The following is a 20,324-nucleotide window of genomic DNA, read 5'->3' as shown; positions in this document are numbered from 1 at the left end:
CGCGATCCGTACGGCGACGCAATGACCGGATCGCGGCCCCTGCTCGCCGTCGCGGTGGTGCTCGCGGTCCTCGTCGTCGGAGCGGCCGCCGCCTCTCTGGACGGGACGGGCGGCGAGGCGTCGGGCGCGAGCAGCGACTCCGCGGCCGGCGTCGGCGCCGGCAACGGCTCCGGCCTGGGTTCGGGGAACGGGACGGCGGTCGCGCTGAACTTCGGGGAGGCGGAGCCGGGCGGCCCGTCGCCGTTCACCGCCGTCGTCGAGCGATTCACGAGTCTCGTGATGTTGCTCGCCGTCGTCGGCCCCGCGGTCTACGCGGCGGTCGTCGTCTGGCAGGAGGGCGTCCGATCGCTGCTGGCGGCGCTGCGGGGCGCTCTGACTGACCTGCTCGGCATCGCGGCGCTGATCGCGGTCTTCCTCGTGCTGGTCTATCTCCTCTCGCTGTTCGTCGGAAACGGGGGCGGCGGGTTCGCCGGCACCGGCACCGACGCGGGCGGCCTCGACGCCGCCTCGGGAGACGTCGAGCGGATCGCGCCGGTGGACGTCCCCCTCCCGCTGGTCGTCGTCGGACTCCTGCTCACCGTCGCCGTTCTCGGGGCATCGCTGTCGGGACGGTCGCGATCGGGCCCGTCGCCGTCGGCGGCGCAGCCCGGTTCGCGGCCGCGGGGTGCCGGCGGGACCGTCGACGGAGAACCGCGGGTCGCCGTCCCCTTCGAGGACGCTGCGGCCGGCAACGACGTGTACCGGGCCTGGTGCGGGCTTGCCGAAGCCGCCGGCGCGACGGGGCGGACGGTCACGGTGACCGAGGTGGCGGCGGCGGCCCGCGAGCGCGGGCTGGACGAGCGCGCCGTCGCGGAACTGACGGCCCTGTTCCGCGAGGTCCGCTACGAGGGGCGGACCGCGACGCCGGACCGCGAGCGCCGCGCGCTGGACGCCCTCGAACGGCTCCGGGACGAGTGACCGGCCGGTGTGCGCCGGTGTCGGCGCGTGAGACGGACACACGTTTAATTGGCTGCGCGTCCGCCGTTCGGATATGGACGTGGAACGGTTGCGACCAGCCCTGGTGGTCCTCCTCGGCGTGCTCGCCGTCTCGGCCGCGGCGGCGACGATGGACGGGTCGGCCGCGACCAACGTCGGTAGCGGTGGCGAGGGCACCGGCGAAGGGGAAGGGACCGGTGCCGGCAGCGGCGACGGCTCTATCGGCGGTTTCAATCCCGTCGGAGCGGAGTTACAGCCGGGACTGCCGGGCTGGGTGCTGGAACACTTCTTTCTGATCGTGCTGGGCCTGGGCTCGCTCGCGACGCTCGCCTACGCCGCCTTTCTGGTCCTGATCGGCGACGTCGAGGAACTGAAGCGGCTGCTCACCATCGCGGGGTCGACGCTCGGCGGCGCGGTCCTGTACGCCGCCGCGCTGGCCCTGGCCGCCCTCTTCGCGTGGCTCTCCCGCGGGGGCGACCCGTCGATCGCTGGCGCTCCCAGCGAGGTGGGCGGCGGCGGGACCACCGAGAGCGCGGGTGCCGATCCGACGGGGACCGGCGTCCCGCCGGCGCTCCTGCTCGCTGGCGTTGCCGTCCTCGCGACGGTCGCGTTCGCGGTCTTGGTCCGTGCGCGACGCGACGGGGCCGGCTCGGCGGCCGACGTCGACGCCGCGGCGGACGACGGCGACCGTGACCGCTTCGCCTCGGCACCGACGCGGGCCGCGGGGTTCGACGACGTTCCGGCGTCGAACCCGGTCTACCGGGCCTGGCACCGGCTGGCCGCGGCGGTCAAGGAGTCGCCGGAGCGGACCGAGACGCCTGCAGAGGTCGCTCGGCGTGCCGTCCGCGAGGGGTTCGACCACGACGCCGTCGGGACGCTGACCGAGACGTTCGAGGAGGTCCGCTACGGCGGCCGACCGCCGACCAAGGAGCGCGTCGAGCGCGCCCGGCGGGCGCTTGAGCGGCTCGACGACGGGGGTGAGGACGCCTGATGCGCCGGCTGTCGCTGGCCGTCGCGGTGGCGGCCGCGGTGCTCGGGCTCGCGCTGGCGTTCGTGCCGGGCCTCCGGGCGGTCGCGAGCGCGCCGGAGAACCTCCCGTCGATCCTCGGCGGCGTGGCCGTCCTCGCCGGTCTGATCCGGTCCTGGCAGTGGCTCCGCCACGAGCCGCGGGGGGCGGCGCTGCCGGAGCGCGAGCGCGGCCGCCCGGTCGAGGTGCCCGGCAGCGACTTCGACGCGTCGCTCGCGCGGGTCCCCGACGTCGTCACGTCTGGAGGCAACCGCCGGGCGCTGCGGGTCCGCGACCGGCTCCGCGAGGCCGCCGTGGACGTCCTCGTGCGGTACCGCGGGCTCTCGGAGGAGGCGGCGAACGAGCGCCTCGTCGACGGCACCTGGACGGACGATCGGCTGGCCGCCGACTTCTTCGCTACCGTCGACGGCACGGGCGGATCGGTGACCGAGTCCGTGGCCGGGACGCTGTGGGGCGAGGGCCCGTTCAGGCGGCGCGCTCGCCGCGCGGCCGCGGAGATCGCGCGCATCGCGTCGACGCGGGGTGAGGACTGATGGCGTTCGACGCCCCGACCGCCGCCGACCACCTCGCAGCCGCGACGGAGGATCGGACCGAGACGGCGGTGGCGCCGGGCGAGACCGAGGACCGACAGACGCGCCGCTGGTACGGCATCGCGTCCTTCGCCCTGCTCGCGCTCGGGCTGGGCGTGCTGACCGGCCAGCCCGGCCTGCTGCTGGCGAGCGCCTTCGGCCTCGCCTTCGCGGGGTACGGCCGACTGACGTCGCCGCCGCCCGTCGACCTGACGCTGGAGCGGACCGTCGACGAGAGCGGCCCCGACGTCGGCGAGGACGTCGCCGTCACGGTCACGCTGTGCAACGAGTCCGACCAGTTCGTCCCCGATCTGCGGGTCGTGGACGGCGTCCCGCCCTACCTCAGCGTCGCCGAGGGATCGCCCCGCCACGCGACCGCGCTGCGGCCCGGCGAGGAGGCGACGTTCACCTACGCCGTCCGGGCGCGGCGAGGCGCGGCGACCTTCGAGCCGATGGCCGTCGTCGCGCGGGACGCCAGCGGTGCGACGGAGCGGCTGGGGCGGGTCGACGCGGAGACTCGGATCACGTGCGAACCCGACCTCCCGGCGAGGGGCGTCGACGTTCCGCTACGGGCCCAGACCTCGCCGTACACCGGCCGACAGGCCACCGACGCCGGCGGTCCCGGGATCGAATTCCACGCCACCCGGGAGTACCGACCGGGCGACCCGCTGAATCGCATCGACTGGAACCGCACCGCCCGGACCGGCGAGTTCACCACCGTCGAGTACCGCGTCGAACGCTCGGTCACCGTCGCTCTCGTCGTCGACGCCCGGGCCCGGGCTTACCGGGCGCCCGACCCCTACGACCGCTCGGCCGTCGAGCGGTCCGTCGACGCCGCGGGGCAAGCGTACGTCTCGCTGACGAACGAGGGCCACAGCGTCGGGCTCGCCGCTCTCGCGCCGACGGACTGCTGGCTCCCGCCCGGCAGCGGCGACCGCCACCGCGTGCGCGTCCGGCGGACCCTGGCGACCCACCCGGCGCTGTCCCCGGTCGCCCCGGACCGGGAGACCAACGTCTACGCGACGCTCCAGTCGCTCCGGCGGCGTCTCCCCGGCGACGCGCAGGTGATCCTCTTCTCCCCGCTTTCCGACGACCTGCTGGCCGACCTCGTCGTGAGCCTGGACGCCCGCGGCTACCGGACGACCGTGATCAGCCCGGACCCGACGGCCGACGACACGGCGGGCCACCAGCTGGCGGCCGTCGACCGGGCGCTGAACGTGACGGACCTCCGGCGGCGGGGCGTCCCCGTCGTCGACTGGGGCTCCGACGAGCGGCTCGAACGCGCGATCGCGCGGACGAGACGGCGGTGGTCGCGATGAGCGCCGCAGAGGCCTTCGACCCGCGGCCCGCCTCCCTGTCGGCGTGGCTCACCGCGGCCGCCGCGCTGGTCGCCGTCGCCGCCAGCGCCGTCACCGCCACGGCCGCGGTCCTGGGCGCGGTCGGCCTGGTCGCGATGCCGGTCGGGGTCGCACGCGGCGCCGGTCGGGTCCACCGCCTCGGGGCGCTGGCGCTGTTCAGCGGCGTCCTGCTGGCCGGCAGCGCCGGGGCCCCGCCCGCCGCGATGCTCGTCGCCACGGGCGCCACCGTCGTCGCCTGGGACGCCGGCGAGAACGCCCTCGAACTCGGTCGCCAGGTCGGCTCCCGGGCGCGGATGCGCCGGGCCGTGCTCGTCCACACGGGCGCGACCGCGGGCGTCGCCGCGCTCGTGGCCGCCGTCGGCCTCGGCGTCTATCGCATGGCGGGTAGCGGCCAGCCGACGGTCGCCGTGGCGCTACTGCTGGCGGCGGCGCTGCTGTTCGCGCTGCTGCTGGACTGAGAGGGAGTGTCGTAGTACCACTGGATTCGGTTTCGTCCGAATCCCACGCCGTGCCGGTCGGGCGTCTTCGGACCCCGACCGGCTACGAGACGCCCTCTGAAAAGCGGATACGAGCCCCGTCAGTGCGCGACCGTCGGGACGGGCACCGACTCGAGAACGCTCTCGACGATCGCCGCCTCGGAGACGTCCTCGACGCGCGCCTCCGGCGTCAGCACGAGCCGGTGGGCGAGGACCTGCTGGGCCACGCCCTTGACGTCGTCGGGCGTGACGAACGAGCGGCCGCGCAGGACCGCGCGGGCGCGAGCGGCCTCGAACAGCCGCTGGGTGCCGCGCGGCGAGACGCCCACGTCGACGTTGCGGTGCTCCCGCGTCGAGCGTGCAACGTTCGAGACGTACCGGAGCACGTCGTCCTCGACGGTGATCGACTCCGGCAGCGCGCGCAGGTCGTCGACCTCCGCCGGCGACAGCACCGTCTCCACCGTGGGACTCTGGGCGTCGCGGCCGGCCCGGCGCTGCAGCAGCTCGAACTCGCCGTCCTCGTCCGGGTAGCCGATGGAGGTCTTCGCCAGGAAGCGGTCGACCTGGGCCTCCGGGAGCTCGAAGGTCCCCTCCATCTCGACGGGGTTCTGCGTCGCGATGACGAAGAACGGTTCGGGCAGGTCGTAGGTGTCGCCGTCGACGGTCACCTGGCCCTCCTCCATCGCCTCCAGCAGCGCCGACTGCGTCTTCGGCGGCGCGCGGTTGATCTCGTCCGCGAGGACGACGTTCGCGAAGATGGGACCCTCGTTGAACTCGAAGTCCCGCTCGCTCTCGTCGAAGACGTGCGTGCCCGTGATGTCGGCCGGCAGCAGGTCCGGGGTGAACTGGACGCGGGAGAAGGAGAGGCCGAGCGCGTCGGCCATCGTCCGCGCGGTCAGCGTCTTGCCCGTCCCCGGCACGTCCTCGAGGAGGACGTGTCCGCGGGCCACGACGCCCAGCATCACCGTCTCGAAGAACTCGCGCTCGGCGATGACGGCCCCCGCGACCTCGTCGAGAACGCGCTCGCACACCTCGCTGGCCTCGTCGACGTCCATAGTCCGGCAACGACCGGCCGCGTAATATGCGTTGGGTCGGTCGGTTCCCCCTACGGGAGACATAACTATAGTAGAAATTGAACGCACTGACACGCTCGATGGCCACCCCGGGTGCCCCTCGATGTGAAAATAGTCTCAATTTCTACTGTATTTAAGGCGGAGCGCCGGCCGGCGCGGGCGCGTGCCGGCCCGCACCCTGTCCGCTATACCACACCCGTCGCGAATCGAAACGGATAACAAGTCCATCCGCCAACGTTGGACCGAGCCGAGGTAGCCTAGCCCGGCCAAGGCGGTTGCTTCGAGAGCAACTGTCCGTTCAGGACACAGGAGTTCAAATCTCCTCCTCGGCGTTCTCACGAGTGAACGAGTGAGAAATCGAAAGACGCAGTCTTCCGGCATTTTCAGGAACGAAGTGAGTGAAAGCTCGAGAACCACCGGTTTTCGGTGTTCTCATCGACGCACGACACCGCGAGCGAAGCGAGCGGTCTGTGCGTCGAGAAACCACACGTGGATGTTTGAACACACCGAGACAGTCCGGGTCGCACCGCGGCAGACGTGACAGGAGCGAACGACGCGACAATCGCGACGGCCGCGAGCCCGGCATCGGCGCAGTAGCTGGCAGTTATACAGAGCAAGGAGAATATCCGCGCCTTTAGGCGCGGGATGAATCCGACAACGTCTACACTATCCACCGTACAAACGCTCGGCAGGATATTCCACGCTCGAATCCAACTTTCACAACAGAACGCTACATAACCAGTTATGGAAGCGTTCCACGATGCACATCCACCGCACCTACCGAGCGAAAATCCTCAACCACTCACAGGTAGAGGAGATGCTCGACCGACACGGGTGGAGTGCGTCGAAACTCTGGAACGTGGCGAATTACCACTCCAGAGAACAGTGGGACGAAACAGGCGAGATTCCTGACGACTCGGACTTGAAACGCGAGTTGAAGACTCATTCAAAATACAAGGGATTGCACAGTCAATCCAGTCAGCGCGTTCTGGAGGGACTCGCTGAAGCCTTCAATTCGTGGAAACAAAAGCGCAAGGACGATTCTCGTGCGAATCCGCCCGGCTACCGCAAGAAAAACTACTACGACCAAGACGGCCACCGCGTCCACGAAGAACACCCTCGTAGCACGGTGACATAGAAGCAGAAAGGCATCCGTCACGACACGAAGAACAACCGTGTGCGACTCTCAAAAGGCGCGAATCACAAAGAACACCCGCGAGCATGGGAATACATCCTTGTCGAATACGAAACTCGCCCCGGCGTCACCGTCGAGAACCTACAACAGGTCAGGGCCGTCTACGACAAGGCGACAGGGCGCTGGGAACTGCACTTAGTGTGTAAACACAAAGTGGAGACTCCCGACGCGCCGGGTAACGAGTCGGCTGGTGTTGACCTCGGAATCTGCAGCTTCGCGGCAGTCGCGTACAGCACCGAGCAAGCCGACCTGTACCCCGGCAACCGCCTCAAACAGGACGGCTACTACTTCCCGAAGGAAATCGCCAAGTGCGACGACTCGGGGGGCGAACGGGCCACTCGTCTCCACGCGAAGTGGTCGGAGCGCCGAACCCACTTCTTCCACAGCCTCGCCAAACACATCGTAGAGAAGTGCGTTGAACGTGGTGTGGGCCGAATCAACATCGGAAAGCTCGCAGGTGTTCGAGAGGACGAGAACGGTGACTCAAAGAACTGGGGCAAGCACGGCAACCTCGACCTGCACGGGTGGGCGTTCGACAGGTTCTCGAACATCCTCGAATACAAGGCGAAAGTCGAGGGTATCGAAGTCGTAGAAGTGGATGAGCGCGACACGAGCAAGACGTGTTGCGTCTGCGGTAGAAAAGACGATAATCAGCGTGCTGAGCGCGGCCTGTACGTGTGCAAGGAACACGATGATGCGTTCAACGCTGACGTGAACGGGGCGGAGAACATCCGTCTCAACATCAACCAAAGTAACTCCGAGTCTTCAGCCAGTTTGGACGAAGATAGGAGTACCGGCTGGTTGGCACAGCCCGGAGTCTACCTTTATGACCTCTCCCGAGGATTCCAACCTCGGACAGAGGTGGTGGACTGCAAACCCTAATATCCCAATCCAGCGGTGCTGTGCCGTGGGATTCCCGCGTCTTCAGGCGCAGGAGGATGTCAACCCGACGATAACAAACCCGATCCGGCGGTCACGTTCGGAGCAATTGTCAGCGAACCCGCTGTGGTGTTACGGTGCTAAAGAGGAGTTCGTAAAGGAGAACTTACCGCAAAAACGGAGTCTAGCCGTTATATCTGGTGAAAACGTAGTCGCGCCTGGTTCCGACAGGAACCAACGCTGGTATAGTAGAAATTGAAACTATTCACACATCTCGAGTGTGTCAGTGCGTTCAATTTCTACTATAGCTCACAGCACACACTGGTTGCCGGAACATGGGATTGCTGACTGCAAGTCGGCTCGTCTCCCTGCGGGCCGATTTCTCGGACTGTTCGTAATCCGGCCACAGCCGCCGCTCCGGGGACTCGAAAGTATTTGAGTGCGGGCCGCGATATCCACGTCCATGGACGCGAGTGGGACGGACGGGTGGATGCGACGTCGCGAGTTGCTGGCGACGCTGGGTTCGGCCGGGACGGTCGCCCTCGCCGGGTGCAGTAGCACGTCGGACGCCGACGTCGGGGAGGCTTCGGATCGGGAGGTGCCGCCCCCGTCGGTGGAGACGGGCGACCGCTGGGAACTGGTCACGCCGGACGCCGAGCCGCGGCTGCTGCGGACGGGGTCGGCCGGGCCGGTCGACTACGCGGCGGTCGGCCACGTGCGCCGCTACGAGGACGCGCGGCTCAGGGGCCGCGTGGCCGAGGCCACCTTCGGCGAGATCGATCGACCGTTCGCGGTCGCCTTCGCGGCCCGCGTGGACGTCTTCCCGTCGACGCTGTCGGCGGCGACGGGGTTCCTGAGCGACGAGATCGACGCCGCCGTCCGGGAGAACCTGGCCGACGCGATGGACGAGTTCGGCGTCCGGAACGTCGGCGAGGCTGGCACACGGAGCGTCCCGGACGCGCCGGTCGAGGAGGTCACGGTGGTCCGCGGCGAGTACCCGATCCCGGAGGTGACCGTCGACGGCGTCGAGATTCCCCACAGCGACGCCGAGCAGTTCACGTTCGGCGGCGGGACGCTGCCGATCGAGGGCGTCGCCGGGCGGTGGAAGTCGGACGGATCGATCCTCGCCGGCGGCGGCGTCTACCCCGCGGAGAACTACGTCGACGGCGAGACCGTCGCGCTGTCGGACGCCATCTCGATGGAGGTCACCGTCGATCTCAGGCTGGAACCCGACCGCGTCGAGTCGCGAGTCCTGGAGTTCGTCCGGGGCGTGTCGGCATAGCCGCCGGCACCGTCACTCGGTCTCGACGGTCGCCTCGGCCCGGAGCGCCGTCGCCCGGTCGCTCGCGGTCCCTACCTGGAAGCGGATCGTGTGTTCGCCGGCCTCGTACTCGTCACCCAGTTGCTCCGCGAGGTCGAGGCTGCCGCTGGTGGAGCCGTCGTCGAAGTGGACGTGGCGGGCGTCGTCCGGGACGACGTCACCGACTGCGACGGGGTCGGCGTCGACGACGGCGTGGAGGTGACCGGCGCTGGATTCGATGCCCTCTTCCGCGGACTGGACGGTGTAGTTCTCCGCGGTGACGTCCCAGTCGACGACGTTGCCGTCGACGCTCGTCTCCAGGCACAGGGTCGCCTCGTCGGCGACCGTGACGTCGACGGCGTCGACGAGGTCCATCGCCACGTGCTCGCCGTCGCCGACCTGGAGTGGAGCGTGTGCTCGCCGGGTTCCAGTTCGAGGACGCCGTCGGTCTGCCCGCTCCCGTAGTGGACGTGCGCGTCGTCGCTCGGGATGGTCTCCCCGGGAGTGACGGGGTCGGCGTCGACGACCACGTGGTAGTGGCCCGCGCCCTCGGAGACCTCGCCGGCCTCCTCGATGGTGACGCCCTCGGCGGACGCGTCCCACTGGGCGGCGGTGCCGGTCAGCTCCGCGCCGTCCTCGGGCACCGAGAACGAGACGCCGGCGTCGGCTCCGACGCCGTTCCGATAGTCGTACGTCTCCGTCTCGGTGCCGTCGGACTCCGTCGTCTCCTCGGGCTCCGTCCCCTCGTATTCGGTCGCCGTTTCGTCGGCGTCGGTCGGCGTCTCTGTCGCCGTGTCCGTCGCGTTCGCGTCTGTCGCAGTATCACTGGCCTCGGTCGCCACGTCGGTACCGTCGGTCGCCGTTCCGCTGGCGGGGCCGCCCCCGGTGCATCCGGCGAGGCCAGTAGTCGTCGCAGCGGCGATCGTGCCCACGAACGCTCGTCGCGAAACCAGTTCGTCAGATTACATGGTCGCTTTCACGCCCAGCGAGGGCGCATAAAAATACAGCGAAGTAGAAATTAAATAATGATTGATATACTGGCTGTTACGTGATGGCGAGGGTGACGTCAGTGTCTCAGTCGGATCGCATCGGTGGGGAAAGCGTCGGTCGCGAGCGCCGTTACTCCGAATCGTCCGCGACGACGACCGTCTGGTTGCTGGTCTGTCGGTCGTTCAGTCGCACCGCGACGGTGTACTCGCCGGCCTCGTCTGGGTGGTCGACGGCGGGATAGGCCACCGTCACGACGTCGCCCGACTGGAGGGTGTAGTCAGTGTCCAGCGTGACGTCGAAGGAACTCTCGGTGTTGTTGACGGCGCTGACGTGGCTCTCGTTGAACGTCCGGTCGGGCTCGCCGTCGCCGTTCGTGTCGACGCCCAGCCGGATCTCCTCGGGTTCGGCACCGGCGACGGCGAAGTGCTCGCCGGGGTAGGCGGCCCCGATGGCGGACAGTTCCTCCCCGCCGGTCGCGTTGTCGACCTCGGCGCCGATCCAGTGGGTGACGTTCGTTGCTCCGGTGGCGTTGTCCGTCGTCCTGATCCCGGTCTCGACGCTCCCGTTCGTGCCGGTCCGTTCGGTGCCCGATTGCGCGGCGCAGCCGGCCAGGGCGACCAGCGCGACAGTGACAATCGCAATGAGTGTCCTGTTCACGTATACGTTCGGGCTCTCGGGAGTGAATATCTTGTGCCGGGCGACGGAGCGTTCGGTGACGATCCGACTGCTACCCGCCGGTCAGGAAGAACACCAGCCCGCTGATCGCGAGGACGCCGGCGATGAAGGCGGCGGCGAGCGCGCCCCCCAGCGAGACGACGGCGTTGGCGGTGGAGGCGAGGGTCTCGGTGCGGTCGTTGCCGAAGACGGTGACCTCGGCCGTCTCGCTCTCCATGCCGGCCTCGACGGGTTCGAGGTCGGCGACGGCCTGCTCGGTGAGCTGGTCGATCAGGGCGATCAGCTCCTCGTGGGGAATCGCGTCGCCGACCTGGTTCTCGGCCTCGACGGTGTTGACGACGTGGGTGTCGGTGGTCAGCACCTCCATGCGGTCGACGGCGTCGACGGCGTCGACGACGTCCTCGCGCAGGCCCGGCTCCATGTTGTTGCCGTCGATCAGGACGTACGCGGTGGTCTGACCGTTCACACCGTCAGACTGCTTCGCAGCCTGACGAGCCTGCGAGTCCTCGGATTCGGAGACCTCGAACACGGCGACGCGGATGCCCAGGGGGCCGATGCCGTCCAGGGGTTCCCAGGGGGTCTCGTCCCAGGCGACGCCGCAGCGCAGGCTGCCGCGGTCGGCCTCCGAGAGCAGGTCGCCGACGCGGCCGGCGCCGTAGATCATGTCGAAGGAACGCTGGCTGCCGGGGACGACGTGGCCGAGGTCCTCCCCCTCGAGGCCGTCGTTGCAGTTGTGCGCGTCGGCGAGCATGACCTCGTCGACCTCCTCCGTGCGGGCCTCGGCGGCGGCGGAGAGCCCGACGGCGTAGTCGACGTCGTCGGCGCACTCCGGCGAGAACGTCGCCGCGAGGAAGGCGTTCGAGCCGAACGCCTGGCCGGTCAGCGTGGCGCTGCCCTCGTCGACGCGGACGCTGGGCGTGGCGTCGGAGCTGTACTCGAGTCGCTGGTAGGCCGTCTCGGCGGCGGAGAGGATGTCGTCGACCTCGCGCTCGGTGACGAGGTTGAAGTCGTGGCCGGCGGTGGCGTGGGGCGGGAAGGCTAGCCCGTCGGCCTCCAGGGCGACCCGCTCGGGGAGGTTGCCGCCGCCGATCTCGCCCATCGGGCCGGGGTGGATCATCGGCAGTACGAAGCGGGCCTTCTCCTCCCCGCCGGGCCGGCGGACCGAGAACACCGTCACCGGCACGATGGCGTCCTCGCCGAGCTTCTCGAAGAAGTCCTCCAGTTCGCGGGAGCCCTCCGCGATGTGGCCGAGGAAACCCCCCAGGAAGTCCAGCATCGAGACGCCCATGCTGGAGCGCCAGGGGTGATCGAGGACCGTCAGGTACAGCCAGACCGTGAGGGCGTACAGGCCGCACATGAACGCCAGCAGCCCGAAGTCCAGCAGCGCGACCTCGTGGAGCGCGCTTGGTGCCTGCTCCGGTCGGGAGAGCATCCGGCGCAGCGTCGGGTTGTCGAGCATGACCGACGTCGCGCCGGAGTAGATCCCCAGCAGGGCGGCGGCCGTGACTGTCTGGACGCTCGCCGGGACGACTGCGACCGGCAGCGGGTGTCTGGAGACGGCGACGACGACCAGCAGGCGCAGCGCGAAGATGGAGGCCAGCGCCACCAGCAGCGCATCGAGGACGAACTCCTGGCTGAGCGAGGTCAGCACGGCGACGACGCCGGCGACGATCAGGAACGCGATCACCACGAGCTCGCAGAACACCGCGAGCAGCGACGAGCGGTTGTGGGTGAGTCCGCCGCCGAAGTAGCGGTCGACGTACGGCGTGGCGAAGCTCGCAACGACGGTCGGGATACCCACGAAGAACACGCCCTGCCACGCGTCCTCGAGCACGAATCGGGAGTCGAAGGCGGCCACCCCGGTGACCGCGGCGATCACCAGGGCGAAGGTCAGGCTGGCGTACCAGTGCGGCGCCCGAAAGATGAACCGCGACAGGCTCGCCAGGTTCCCCTGCGTCGCCGTCATTTTACGTACCCAACCCCGTCGAAGGGGTTAAAACTACTCGTTCCGTCGCTCGCAGATCGACAGGAAGTTCTCGAAGACCTCCTCGCCCTCCTCGGTGTGGGCCACTTCGGGGTGCCACTGGACGCCGAAGCGGTCCTCACCGTTGCTCATCGCCTCGACGTCGCAGACGTCGGAACTGGCCGTGACCTCGTAGCCCTCGGGGACCTCCTTGACCTCGTCGGCGTGGCTGGCCCAGACACGCGTCTCGGGCGCCAGCGAGCCCACGAGCGGGTCCTCGTCGTCGTGGATGTCGACGGTCACGTCCGCGTAGCCGCCGTAGTCGCCGCCGCCGACCTCGCCGCCCTGCACGTCAGCCATCACCTGCATCCCAAGGCAGATGCCGAGCACTGGGACGTCCAGGTCGAGGTACTCGGCGCAGTTGCCGATCCGGTCCCTGTCGGGGCCGCCGGAGAGGACGAGTCCGTCGGCGTCGATCTCCTCCGGCGGCGTGTCGTTGTCGATGATCGAGACGTCCACGCCGATGTCACGCAGCGCCCGCTGCTCCAGGTGCGTGAACTGGCCGTGGTTGTCCACGACGTCGATCCGGGTCATTACCGACTGGAAGGCCGGGCCGGCCTATATATCCCTTGAAACGTCGCGACTGACTGCGGTGAGGGCAGATCAGTCCGACCCGTCATCGAACCGCTCGGCGGCCGACTCGAAGCCCAGCTCGTCCAGTTCCCGGGAGCGCCGGCCCTCCTTCTCCGCGACGGCCTCCGGGTCGGGGTTGGCGTCGTCGTCGATGCGCGCCCACGACCCGTGAACCTTCGCGTGACACCACCGACAAAGGTAGACCGTTATCTCGTGGGCGGTCTCTCCCTCTCCCTCGCCCTCGCGGCTCGCGTGTCGGTCGCTTCGCTCACTCCCGCTTTCGTGTTCGAGGTTCCTCCCTCCGGTCGGAACCTCGCCCACCCCGCTGTCGCGGCTGTACGAGAGGTGGTGTTCCTCCAGCAGTGGCCGCTCGTCGGAGTGGGCCATCCGGCGCTCCGCCAGGCCGCAGCGGGCGCACTCCCGGTCGTGCTGGCGACACCGGAAGTGCGGGCAGTCCGACCAGCGCCACTCGCCCGGCAGGTCCTCGCCGTCGCCGCGCCGTGGACCGTCCTCGGCGTCCGGATCCGGTTCGCCGTCCGACGGCGAGACGACCGGGCACCGGAACTCCTCGGCGCTGCGCGCGTCGGCGAACTCGGGGTCGTGGCGGCCGTGCTCGACGGCCCACCGGCACTGCCCCTCGTCGGTGACGAAGTCGCAGTGGTCGACGTGTTCGTAGGGGTCGTCCACGCCGACGGACGTCCCACCGGGCGCCTTCTCCATGGGCCGGCGTCGGCGCTGGACGGGCTTGAATCCCGCGGCCGAACCGCTTTTGCGTCCTCGAAGGAATCGCCCTCTATGCGTGTCGTGCACAGGCCGACCGAGGGTGACGAGCGGCTCCTCGCCGGCGACGTCGAGTTCGCCGACTCCGCCCTCGAGCAGGCGCGGGGACTGATGTTCCGCTCCTCGGTCCCCGATGACTTCGCGCTCGTGTTCCGGTTCGAGCCGCCGGGCTGGCCGCTGTCGCAGTGGTTCGGCGCCGAGGGGTGGCGACTGATCCACATGCTGTTCGTCGGGGCGCCGCTCGACGTCCTCTGGCTGGCGGACGGCGAGGTCCGAAAGGTGGAGCGGCTCGCCCCCTGGACGGGCGTCGGCGCCGCGAAAGCCGACACGGTGATCGAACTCCCCGCCGGGGCCGCCGAGGGCGTTTCGGCCGGCGATGTCGTCGTGGTGGAGAGCGACGCTGACGGGAGCGGTGAGTGAGTACGGGCACCGAACTACAGCCGCCCGTATCAGGCCTGTTCGCGCTCGAAGCGCTGGATGGCCTCGTCCGCCCCGACGACGACGGCGACGTCGTCGCCGCCGACGGTCACCGCGTCGTCGCTCAGGAACGCGCCGTCGCGGCGGACGCCGACCAGGCGGAACCGATCCCGGTGGGCGGCGTTGACCTCGCCCACCGTGTCGCCGGCGAACGACGCCCCGTCGACGCGGACGGTGCGGATCTGGCTGGTCGGGTCGAGGACGCGCTCCCCGTAGACGTCGCTGGCGAGCAGGCGGGCGCTGACCTCCTGGGTGGAGAGGACGTAGTCCGCGCCGGCCTCGTAGGCGTTGTTCACCTTGTCCGCGTCGGTGACACGCGCGAAGATCTCGATCTCGTCCGTCAACGTGCGCGCGAGGGCGACGGCGAGCAGCGCGGTGGCGTCGTCGTCGACGGTGACCAGAAGCGCCGTCGCCTCCGTCAGTCCCGCTGCCGCGAGGGTGTCGGGGTCACTGACGTCGCCGACCACGTCGACGTCGGGCCCGTCGTCGACGTCAACGGTCGTGACGTCGGTGCCGGCGGGGAGAGCGTCGACGGCGGCGGTTCCGCCCTCGCCCAGCCCGGCGACGACGACGCGAGGGTGGTGGCGGCGGGGACCGGCACCGGTGCCCTCGCTCCTGACCTCGTCGACGGCGGCTTCGGGTCCGAAGAGGACGACGACGGCGTTGGCCGTGAGCCGGTCGTCCGGGTCCGGCGGGAAGCGGAAGCGGCCGTCGAACCAGCCGCCGACCACCTCGAGCTCCGGGTGGCTCTCCAGCGCGGTGTCCCGCAGACGCCGGTCGCGGAGCGGGCTCGATCGGTGGACGATCAGCTCGGTCAGGACCGTCTCGTCGTCGAGCCTGACGCCGGTGCTGCCGGTGACGTTCTCGGAACCGGCATCGTCGTCCCCGGCGACGGTCCGGCCGACGGGCCTCGCGGCCAGTCGGGCCAGGCGGCCGCCGACGACCGCGGCGGGCGACACGACGCGGTCGATCCCGATCTGTTCGAGCGCCCGCCGCTGCTCCGCCGAGTCGATCAGGCAGACGGTGCGCACGTCCGGGTTCAGCTCCCGCGCGCTGAGCAGGATGCTGACGTTCCGCCGCCCCGCGTCGGCGACGACGAGCGCGGCGGATCCGATCGACGCTCGCCGCAGCGTGTCCTCGTCCTCCGGGTCGCCACCGATGACCTGGTACCCCGCGTCGGAGAGCTCCTTGGCCTCCTCGCGGTCGGAGTCGATCAGGACGTACTCGACGTCGAGGCGCTCGAGCTCGTCCAGGAGGACGTCGCTGTCCCGCTGGTACTCGCAGACGACGACGTGGTCGTCCTTGGGCGTCAGCCGCTCGTCAAGCACCGTCGGCGTCCGCTTCCAGAGCGGGATCACGAGCACCCTGAGCGTGAAGAAGCCGATTGCGATGCCCGCCACCTGGATGAACGTGACGTAGAGTTCCATCACGCTCGTCGTCCAGTCGTCGGCGTCCGAGCCGAACCCGGTCGTCGTCAGCGTCTCGACGACGACGCGGAGCGAGTGGAAGAAGTCCTGGTCGACGCCCTCGTAGCGGGCCATCCCGAAGTTGTAGCCGATCGTCAGGAGGAGCACGAAGATCGTGAGAGACGTGCCGAACAGGACCACGAGGCGCTGGCGCTTCGAGAGTCGGTGGGCGCCCAGAACCCGGGGGAGCGTGTCGTCAGCCATCGACGATTAGTGCCTCTACAGTGGTGTTGACGGGTGTTCAACACTTCGTTTCGAGGGGACGGCGGCGGTCCGTTCGGGCGGGCGTGACGCGTCGGTTCGCCGTCCGACCCAACTACTGACCGAACCCAACAGATTAATCAGCGGTGGGGGCGACAGTCTCGATACCCATGTCGGACCACGACACGGAGGATAGAGGAAGTCGCCACACGGCGGCTGGCCGTGAAATTCTCCCGCGAGCGTAACACTCCCGACGAAACCGTGACAGAGACGAGCCTGTTCGGCGGTCATCCGTTACTGGAGGACCTCTCCGACGTCGACGACGTACAGTTTCTCGACACGACGCTCCGCGACGGCGAGCAAGCCCCGGGTGTGTCCCTCTCCCCCGAGGAGAAGGCGCGAATCGCCCGGCGGCTCGACGCCGCGGACGTCGACGTGATCGAGGCCGGGAGCGCCTGCACCGGTCCCGGCGAACGCGAGACCATCTCCCGGGTCACGGACTTGGACATCGACGCCACCGTGACGAGCTTCTGCCGCGGCCTCGAGCGGGACATCGACCTGGCGCTGGACTGCGGCGTCGACGGGATCAACCTCGTCGTCCCCGCCAGCGACCGGCACGTCGAGGGCAAGGTCGGCACGTCGCGCGAGGAGAACGTAGAGACGACCGTCGACCTGGTCGAGTACGCCAAGGAGCACGACCTGTGGGTCGAGGTCATCGGCGAGGACGGCTCGCGCGCGGACCTGGACTACCTCGAGGAGTTACTCGGGGCGGCCCTGGACGCGGGCGCCGACCGCATCTGCTTCGCGGACACGGTCGGCCACGCGACGCCCGACCGCGCGGTCGAGGCCGTCTCCCGGCTCTCGGAGCTGGGACCGGTGAGCACGCACACCCACGACGACCTCGGGCTGGCCGTGACCAACGCCCTGGCCTCCCTGGCCGCGGGCGCGGACATGGTCCACGGCACGGTCAACGGCATCGGCGAGCGGGCCGGTAACGTCGCCCTCGAGGAGGTCGCCATCGCGCTCGACCACGGCTACGGCGTCGAGACGATGGAGCTGACCGAGGTGTACGAGCTGGCCAAGCTCGTGGCCAACACGACGGGCATCCCGCTGCCGCCGAACAAGGCCGTCGTGGGCGAGAACGCCTTCACCCACGAGTCCGGCATCCACACCGACGGCACGCTCAAGGACGACGCGATGTACGAGCCCTACCCGCCCGAGAAGGTGGGTCGGGAACGGCGCCTCGCGCTGGGCAAGCACGCCGGCCGGGCCGGCGTCGCGGCCGCCCTCGACGAGCACGACATCGAGGTCAGCGAGGAGGAGCTGGACGAGGTGTTCCGCCGCGTCAAGGAGATCGGCGACCGCGGCAAGCGCGTGACCGACGCCGACCTGCTGACCATCGCCGAGGACGTCAGCGGCGACGATCGCGAGCGCCGCGTCGAACTGGCGGACCTGACGACGGTCGCCGGCGGCGGCACGCCCACCGCCAGCATCCGCCTCACTGTCGACGGCGAGGAGCGCGAAGAGGCCGAGACCGGGTCCGGACCGGTCGACGCCGCGCTCAACGCCGTCCAGGCGGCGCTGGGCGGCGTCGCCGACACCCACCTCGAGTCCTACCACGTCGACGCCATCACCGGCGGCACCGACGCCGTCGTCACCGTCGAGGTGGAGATGTCCCGCGGCGACCGCACCGTGACGGTAACCGCCAGCGACTCCGACATCACCCGGGCGTCCGTCCGGGCGATGGTCGACGCCATCGACCGCCTGGTCGCGGACGAGGGCGAGACGGTCGTGGCCGACGACTGACGGCGAGCGCGTCGCGACGCCGTACCGCGTTCCTCGCGGTCGGGGCCGCGGCGAAACGGCGACGTTCTGCCGGAAGGGCGTTCTGCCAGAAGTGACGGTCGCGAGCGTGCGGCCATCAGTCGGTGGCGCGGCTGCGCAGAGCGTTCTGGGGCTGGAATCTACGAGCGCGTCCGTGACTGCGGCCTACGCGGTGACCCCGGGAGCCGTGGACGCCTCCTCGATGGGCGTGACGAGGACGCGGCTGGCCCCGTCTATCTCGACGCGGCAGCCGGCGATCTCGAAGGTGACCGACCCGGAGCGGTCGCTCGCGTCGTCCGCCGGTGCGAAGAGGTCGTCGAGGGCGTCCGGATCGACGGCGTCGAACAGGCGCGCGTCGAGGTCCGTCGGCTCGACGTCGCACGCGTGGGCGAGCGTGTGTACCACGGCCTGGCTCAGCGATTCGCCCTCCGACAGCCGGTAAATCTGCGTGTCCTGACTCATCTCGATATGCGCCCGTACCGGTTGTATCCTCAAGCGGGTTGTGGCTACGCTGATAGCGACGCCCGCGGGCGATAGCTATATCTATAGCCACTCGGCTCGGAATCGGTCGCTTCCGGGTCGCTCGCTGCTGATCAGCGTCACTTGGGACCGGCGGGCGAACGCGGCGTCGATGCTCGCGCGGCGGCGTCGAGGCTCGTCGTCGTCACGGGCACGCCGTCGTGGTCGAAGGGCGCGGCTCCGTAGCCCATCGCCGGCCGGACGGCTGCGCGTTGATCAGCGAAAAGCTCGCGGCCCGCTCCGGCAGGCCACTCCGCCGAGCGCGGCGAGACGACGAGCATCTCCTCGGCTGCCGGCCGCAGGTCGTAGTCGACCGGTTCGAAGCGGACGTCGCGGCCGTCCCCGCGGAGCGCGTCAACGACCGGCTCGACGAGCCCGGACCGCTCCAGATCCAGCGACGCCAGCGGGAAGACGCGGAGTTCGTCCCCCGTGACGCGTGCGAGTTCTCGCGCCGCGGCGACGTGGAACGTCTCGTCGAGGCGGTCGTCGTAGAGGAACAGCAGGTTCCCCGAGAGGGAGAGCGCGAACTCGTCGTCCGCGAAGGGGGGGTCCGGCAGCCCCGCCGCGACGGAGCGGTCCGGGCTGCGCTCGTAGTCCGAGAGGAACCGCTCCGTCGCGGCGCGGAGGAAGCGACCCCGGTTCTCCACGCTCCCGTAGTAGTCGAAGTCGAACAGGTCGCGCTTCTCGCGGACCTGCTCCATGTTCCGGTCGACGGACTCGGAACACTCCGCCTCGAGTTCGTCGAGCGACCGCTCGTACATCGGATCCACCGCCGTCACGGACGCCCCGAGCGCCGACGCGACGGCGGTGAACGACGACGGGCCCCCGGGGCAGTCGAGGATCGGTCCCCGACGGAGGTCGGCCGGTTCCAGTTCGAACAGGTCCTGGTACTCCTCGAACGTCCGACCGAGGAACAGGAACTCCCGGTCGACCTCGAATTTCTCGTTCATATCTGGGCTATGGTGAACACATAAATTCGCTGACGTATAAAATAACCGTGGTGTAAGATGCGATATCACTGGACGTTCACTGACGACACCAGCTGCCGCCGGAAACCACAATTCGTATCACTCGACGGTACCACTAGATTGTATGGTCGATCGGGTCACGCTCTACCGCGCACCGACGACGGTGGCGGACGCCGACGACGTCGCCGAGTGGCTCCAGGAGCGGGTGGACGCGACGGTGTCGGTGCGGGACCGCTTCCTCTCAGAGTTCGGAGACGACGACCTCCCGGAGGCGTTCGCCGAGGCCCGCATCCTCTCGCCGTACGAGCGGGAGACGGGCAACACGATGGTGGGAATCGTGCGCTACGAGGAACGCGCCCTGGAGAACCCCGAGCGCGCCGGCGGCATCATCTACGACGGCCTGCAGGTACAGGATGCGCTCCGGCAACGGATTCCCGGCGGAGAGCGCGGACTCGACCACCTCCACGTCCCGCTGCTAGACCGGGTAGTCGGCACGTGGGGCGACCACGACGGCCGCTGGCACAAGCGCGTCAGTGTTCTGGGCCAGCCCGCCCTCGTCTCCGTCCCGGGGCTCTACGAGGCGCCGGCCAAGCCCGAGCAGTACTACAGGGAGCAGCAGAAACACGCCATGCTCTCCGGGGACGCGCCGCCGCGGGAGGTGCTGGAGGAGGAGGTCGAGGGCGAGTTCCTCGTCGCCGCCGACCCCCGGACGACGGAGGCGCTGAAGGGGTACGTCCTCGGCGCGTACCACTACCTCGCCACGGGCGAGGGCTTCTGCGAGGACGAGGACTGCCGGCTCGCGAACCCCCACCGCCAGCCGGGGCTCGTCCGCGCGCAGCTCCGCGAGCCCGAGTTCTGTCCCGAGCACGCCGAACTGTACCGGTCGACGGACGCGTGACCCACGCGGGCTGTTGTAGTTACCCACCGGTACGACCGTCCGCAGTCGGACGGTCGACCGGGAACACAGCTATCGTAG

18 protein-coding genes, 1 tRNA gene and 2 pseudogenes are annotated in these 20,324 nt (G+C 69.5%); 11 read left to right on the top strand and 10 right to left on the bottom strand.

Going from position 1 to position 20,324, the window contains the following annotated elements; translation table 11 throughout:
• The first annotated feature begins 21 nt into the window (after nucleotides 1–21).
• The 5 genes from LCY71_RS12635 (at nucleotide 22) to LCY71_RS12615 (ending at nucleotide 4,387) form a co-directional block, all read left to right on the top strand.
• Complete coding sequence (locus LCY71_RS12635; protein ID WP_225333502.1) at nucleotides 22–957, top strand: DUF4129 domain-containing protein; 936 nt, start codon at nucleotides 22–24, stop codon at nucleotides 955–957.
• Between the two features lie 73 nt (nucleotides 958–1,030).
• Nucleotides 1,031–1,966 (top strand): DUF4129 domain-containing protein, encoded by a 936-nt coding sequence (locus LCY71_RS12630; protein WP_225333501.1) that lies wholly within the window; start codon nucleotides 1,031–1,033, stop codon nucleotides 1,964–1,966.
• Nucleotides 1,966–2,535: a DUF7269 family protein gene (locus LCY71_RS12625; protein WP_225333500.1), complete on the top strand. Its 570-nt coding sequence runs from the start codon at nucleotides 1,966–1,968 to the stop codon at nucleotides 2,533–2,535. The genes LCY71_RS12630 and LCY71_RS12625 overlap by 1 nt, the downstream gene beginning before the upstream one ends.
• The gene (locus tag LCY71_RS12620; protein WP_225333499.1) at nucleotides 2,535–3,890 is read left to right on the top strand and encodes a DUF58 domain-containing protein; all 1,356 of its coding nucleotides are present in this window, start codon (nucleotides 2,535–2,537) and stop codon (nucleotides 3,888–3,890) included. Before LCY71_RS12625 ends, LCY71_RS12620 begins: the two co-directional genes overlap by 1 nt.
• On the top strand, nucleotides 3,887–4,387 hold the full coding sequence (locus tag LCY71_RS12615) for a DUF7519 family protein (protein WP_225333498.1): 501 nt from the start codon (nucleotides 3,887–3,889) through the stop codon (nucleotides 4,385–4,387). The genes LCY71_RS12620 and LCY71_RS12615 overlap by 4 nt, the downstream gene beginning before the upstream one ends.
• A 119-nt stretch (nucleotides 4,388–4,506) precedes the next feature.
• On the opposite strand, the gene LCY71_RS12610 is transcribed toward LCY71_RS12615, so the two are convergent.
• Nucleotides 4,507–5,460, bottom strand: coding sequence for an AAA family ATPase (locus tag LCY71_RS12610; RefSeq protein ID WP_225333497.1), 954 nt, complete (start codon nucleotides 5,458–5,460; stop codon nucleotides 4,507–4,509).
• A 264-nt stretch (nucleotides 5,461–5,724) separates the two neighbouring features.
• On the opposite strand from LCY71_RS12610, the gene LCY71_RS12605 reads away from it, so the two are divergent.
• From LCY71_RS12605 to LCY71_RS12595, 3 genes and pseudogenes are all read left to right on the top strand, one after another.
• Nucleotides 5,725–5,810 (top strand) — tRNA-Ser (locus LCY71_RS12605).
• A 428-nt stretch (nucleotides 5,811–6,238) separates the two neighbouring features.
• Nucleotides 6,239–7,555: pseudogene (locus tag LCY71_RS12600) on the top strand (RNA-guided endonuclease InsQ/TnpB family protein).
• A gap of 460 nt (nucleotides 7,556–8,015) precedes the next feature.
• Complete coding sequence (locus LCY71_RS12595) at nucleotides 8,016–8,834, top strand: DUF6517 family protein (RefSeq protein WP_225333496.1); 819 nt, start codon at nucleotides 8,016–8,018, stop codon at nucleotides 8,832–8,834.
• 12 nt (nucleotides 8,835–8,846) lie between these two features.
• Here the strand turns inward: LCY71_RS12595 and LCY71_RS12590 are convergent, their stop codons facing one another.
• From LCY71_RS12590 to LCY71_RS12565, 6 genes and pseudogenes are all read right to left on the bottom strand, one after another.
• The gene (locus LCY71_RS12590; RefSeq protein WP_225333495.1) at nucleotides 8,847–9,227 is read right to left on the bottom strand and encodes a DUF4399 domain-containing protein; all 381 of its coding nucleotides are present in this window, start codon (nucleotides 9,225–9,227) and stop codon (nucleotides 8,847–8,849) included.
• Nucleotides 9,228–9,313: 86 nt separating this feature from the next.
• Nucleotides 9,314–9,382, bottom strand: a pseudogene (locus LCY71_RS21465) (hypothetical protein); the annotation flags it as partial.
• 589 nt (nucleotides 9,383–9,971) lie between these two features.
• On the bottom strand, nucleotides 9,972–10,499 hold the full coding sequence (locus LCY71_RS12580) for a hypothetical protein (protein ID WP_225333494.1): 528 nt from the start codon (nucleotides 10,497–10,499) through the stop codon (nucleotides 9,972–9,974).
• A 70-nt stretch (nucleotides 10,500–10,569) separates the two neighbouring features.
• Complete coding sequence (locus tag LCY71_RS12575; protein ID WP_225333493.1) at nucleotides 10,570–12,483, bottom strand: DUF2070 family protein; 1,914 nt, start codon at nucleotides 12,481–12,483, stop codon at nucleotides 10,570–10,572.
• A 33-nt stretch (nucleotides 12,484–12,516) separates the two neighbouring features.
• Nucleotides 12,517–13,074 (bottom strand): GMP synthase subunit A, encoded by a 558-nt coding sequence (locus LCY71_RS12570; protein WP_225333492.1) that lies wholly within the window; start codon nucleotides 13,072–13,074, stop codon nucleotides 12,517–12,519.
• Between the two features lie 69 nt (nucleotides 13,075–13,143).
• The gene (locus LCY71_RS12565; protein ID WP_225333491.1) at nucleotides 13,144–13,833 is read right to left on the bottom strand and encodes a DUF7097 family protein; all 690 of its coding nucleotides are present in this window, start codon (nucleotides 13,831–13,833) and stop codon (nucleotides 13,144–13,146) included.
• A gap of 75 nt (nucleotides 13,834–13,908) precedes the next feature.
• On the opposite strand from LCY71_RS12565, the gene LCY71_RS12560 reads away from it, so the two are divergent.
• Nucleotides 13,909–14,313: a DUF192 domain-containing protein gene (locus LCY71_RS12560; protein WP_225333490.1), complete on the top strand. Its 405-nt coding sequence runs from the start codon at nucleotides 13,909–13,911 to the stop codon at nucleotides 14,311–14,313.
• A 29-nt stretch (nucleotides 14,314–14,342) separates the two neighbouring features.
• Here the strand turns inward: LCY71_RS12560 and LCY71_RS12555 are convergent, their stop codons facing one another.
• Entirely contained in the window at nucleotides 14,343–16,040 is a 1,698-nt protein-coding gene (locus LCY71_RS12555; protein ID WP_225333489.1) for an NAD-binding protein, read from the bottom strand.
• Between the two features lie 294 nt (nucleotides 16,041–16,334).
• Here LCY71_RS12555 and LCY71_RS12550 point away from each other — a divergent pair, with 294 nt between their 5' ends.
• On the top strand, nucleotides 16,335–17,843 hold the full coding sequence (locus LCY71_RS12550) for a (R)-citramalate synthase (RefSeq protein WP_225335915.1): 1,509 nt from the start codon (nucleotides 16,335–16,337) through the stop codon (nucleotides 17,841–17,843).
• 183 nt (nucleotides 17,844–18,026) lie between these two features.
• Here the strand turns inward: LCY71_RS12550 and LCY71_RS12545 are convergent, their stop codons facing one another.
• Nucleotides 18,027–18,323, bottom strand: a complete 297-nt coding sequence (locus tag LCY71_RS12545; RefSeq protein WP_225333488.1) for a HalOD1 output domain-containing protein — start codon at nucleotides 18,321–18,323, stop codon at nucleotides 18,027–18,029.
• Nucleotides 18,324–18,460: 137 nt separating this feature from the next.
• A complete protein-coding gene (locus tag LCY71_RS12540; protein ID WP_225333487.1) occupies nucleotides 18,461–19,330 on the bottom strand; it encodes a class I SAM-dependent methyltransferase in 870 nt (289 codons plus the stop codon).
• A gap of 142 nt (nucleotides 19,331–19,472) precedes the next feature.
• Here LCY71_RS12540 and LCY71_RS12535 point away from each other — a divergent pair, with 142 nt between their 5' ends.
• Nucleotides 19,473–20,246 carry a DUF7001 family protein gene (locus LCY71_RS12535; RefSeq protein ID WP_225333486.1) on the top strand — a complete coding sequence of 258 codons (774 nt, stop codon included), beginning with the start codon at nucleotides 19,473–19,475 and terminating at the stop codon, nucleotides 20,244–20,246.
• The last annotated feature ends 78 nt before the right edge of the window (nucleotides 20,247–20,324 follow it).

It is taken from the genome of Halomicrobium urmianum (assembly GCF_020217425.1).
Taxonomy (GTDB): domain Archaea; phylum Halobacteriota; class Halobacteria; order Halobacteriales; family Haloarculaceae; genus Halomicrobium; species Halomicrobium urmianum.
This window is presented reverse-complemented; position numbering and strand designations above follow the sequence as displayed.

Excerpts from the sequence above, each read along its gene's own strand:
- LCY71_RS12610 (WP_225333497.1), bottom strand. The coding sequence starts at position 5,460 with ATGGACGTCGACGAGGCCAGCGAGGTGTGCGAGCGCGTTCTCGACGAG.
- LCY71_RS12620 (WP_225333499.1), top strand. The coding sequence starts at position 2,535 with ATGGCGTTCGACGCCCCGACCGCCGCCGACCACCTCGCAGCCGCGACG.
- LCY71_RS12560 (WP_225333490.1), top strand. The coding sequence starts at position 13,909 with ATGCGTGTCGTGCACAGGCCGACCGAGGGTGACGAGCGGCTCCTCGCC.
- LCY71_RS12590 (WP_225333495.1), bottom strand. The coding sequence starts at position 9,227 with ATGGACCTCGTCGACGCCGTCGACGTCACGGTCGCCGACGAGGCGACC.
- LCY71_RS12555 (WP_225333489.1), bottom strand. The coding sequence starts at position 16,040 with ATGGCTGACGACACGCTCCCCCGGGTTCTGGGCGCCCACCGACTCTCG.
- LCY71_RS12540 (WP_225333487.1), bottom strand. The coding sequence starts at position 19,330 with ATGAACGAGAAATTCGAGGTCGACCGGGAGTTCCTGTTCCTCGGTCGG.
- LCY71_RS12545 (WP_225333488.1), bottom strand. The coding sequence starts at position 18,323 with ATGAGTCAGGACACGCAGATTTACCGGCTGTCGGAGGGCGAATCGCTG.
- LCY71_RS12615 (WP_225333498.1), top strand. The coding sequence starts at position 3,887 with ATGAGCGCCGCAGAGGCCTTCGACCCGCGGCCCGCCTCCCTGTCGGCG.
- LCY71_RS12575 (WP_225333493.1), bottom strand. The coding sequence starts at position 12,483 with ATGACGGCGACGCAGGGGAACCTGGCGAGCCTGTCGCGGTTCATCTTT.
- LCY71_RS12635 (WP_225333502.1), top strand. The coding sequence starts at position 22 with ATGACCGGATCGCGGCCCCTGCTCGCCGTCGCGGTGGTGCTCGCGGTC.
- LCY71_RS12625 (WP_225333500.1), top strand. The coding sequence starts at position 1,966 with ATGCGCCGGCTGTCGCTGGCCGTCGCGGTGGCGGCCGCGGTGCTCGGG.
- LCY71_RS12570 (WP_225333492.1), bottom strand. The coding sequence starts at position 13,074 with ATGACCCGGATCGACGTCGTGGACAACCACGGCCAGTTCACGCACCTG.
- LCY71_RS12535 (WP_225333486.1), top strand. The coding sequence starts at position 19,473 with ATGGTCGATCGGGTCACGCTCTACCGCGCACCGACGACGGTGGCGGAC.
- LCY71_RS12565 (WP_225333491.1), bottom strand. The coding sequence starts at position 13,833 with ATGGAGAAGGCGCCCGGTGGGACGTCCGTCGGCGTGGACGACCCCTAC.
- LCY71_RS12595 (WP_225333496.1), top strand. The coding sequence starts at position 8,016 with ATGGACGCGAGTGGGACGGACGGGTGGATGCGACGTCGCGAGTTGCTG.
- LCY71_RS12630 (WP_225333501.1), top strand. The coding sequence starts at position 1,031 with ATGGACGTGGAACGGTTGCGACCAGCCCTGGTGGTCCTCCTCGGCGTG.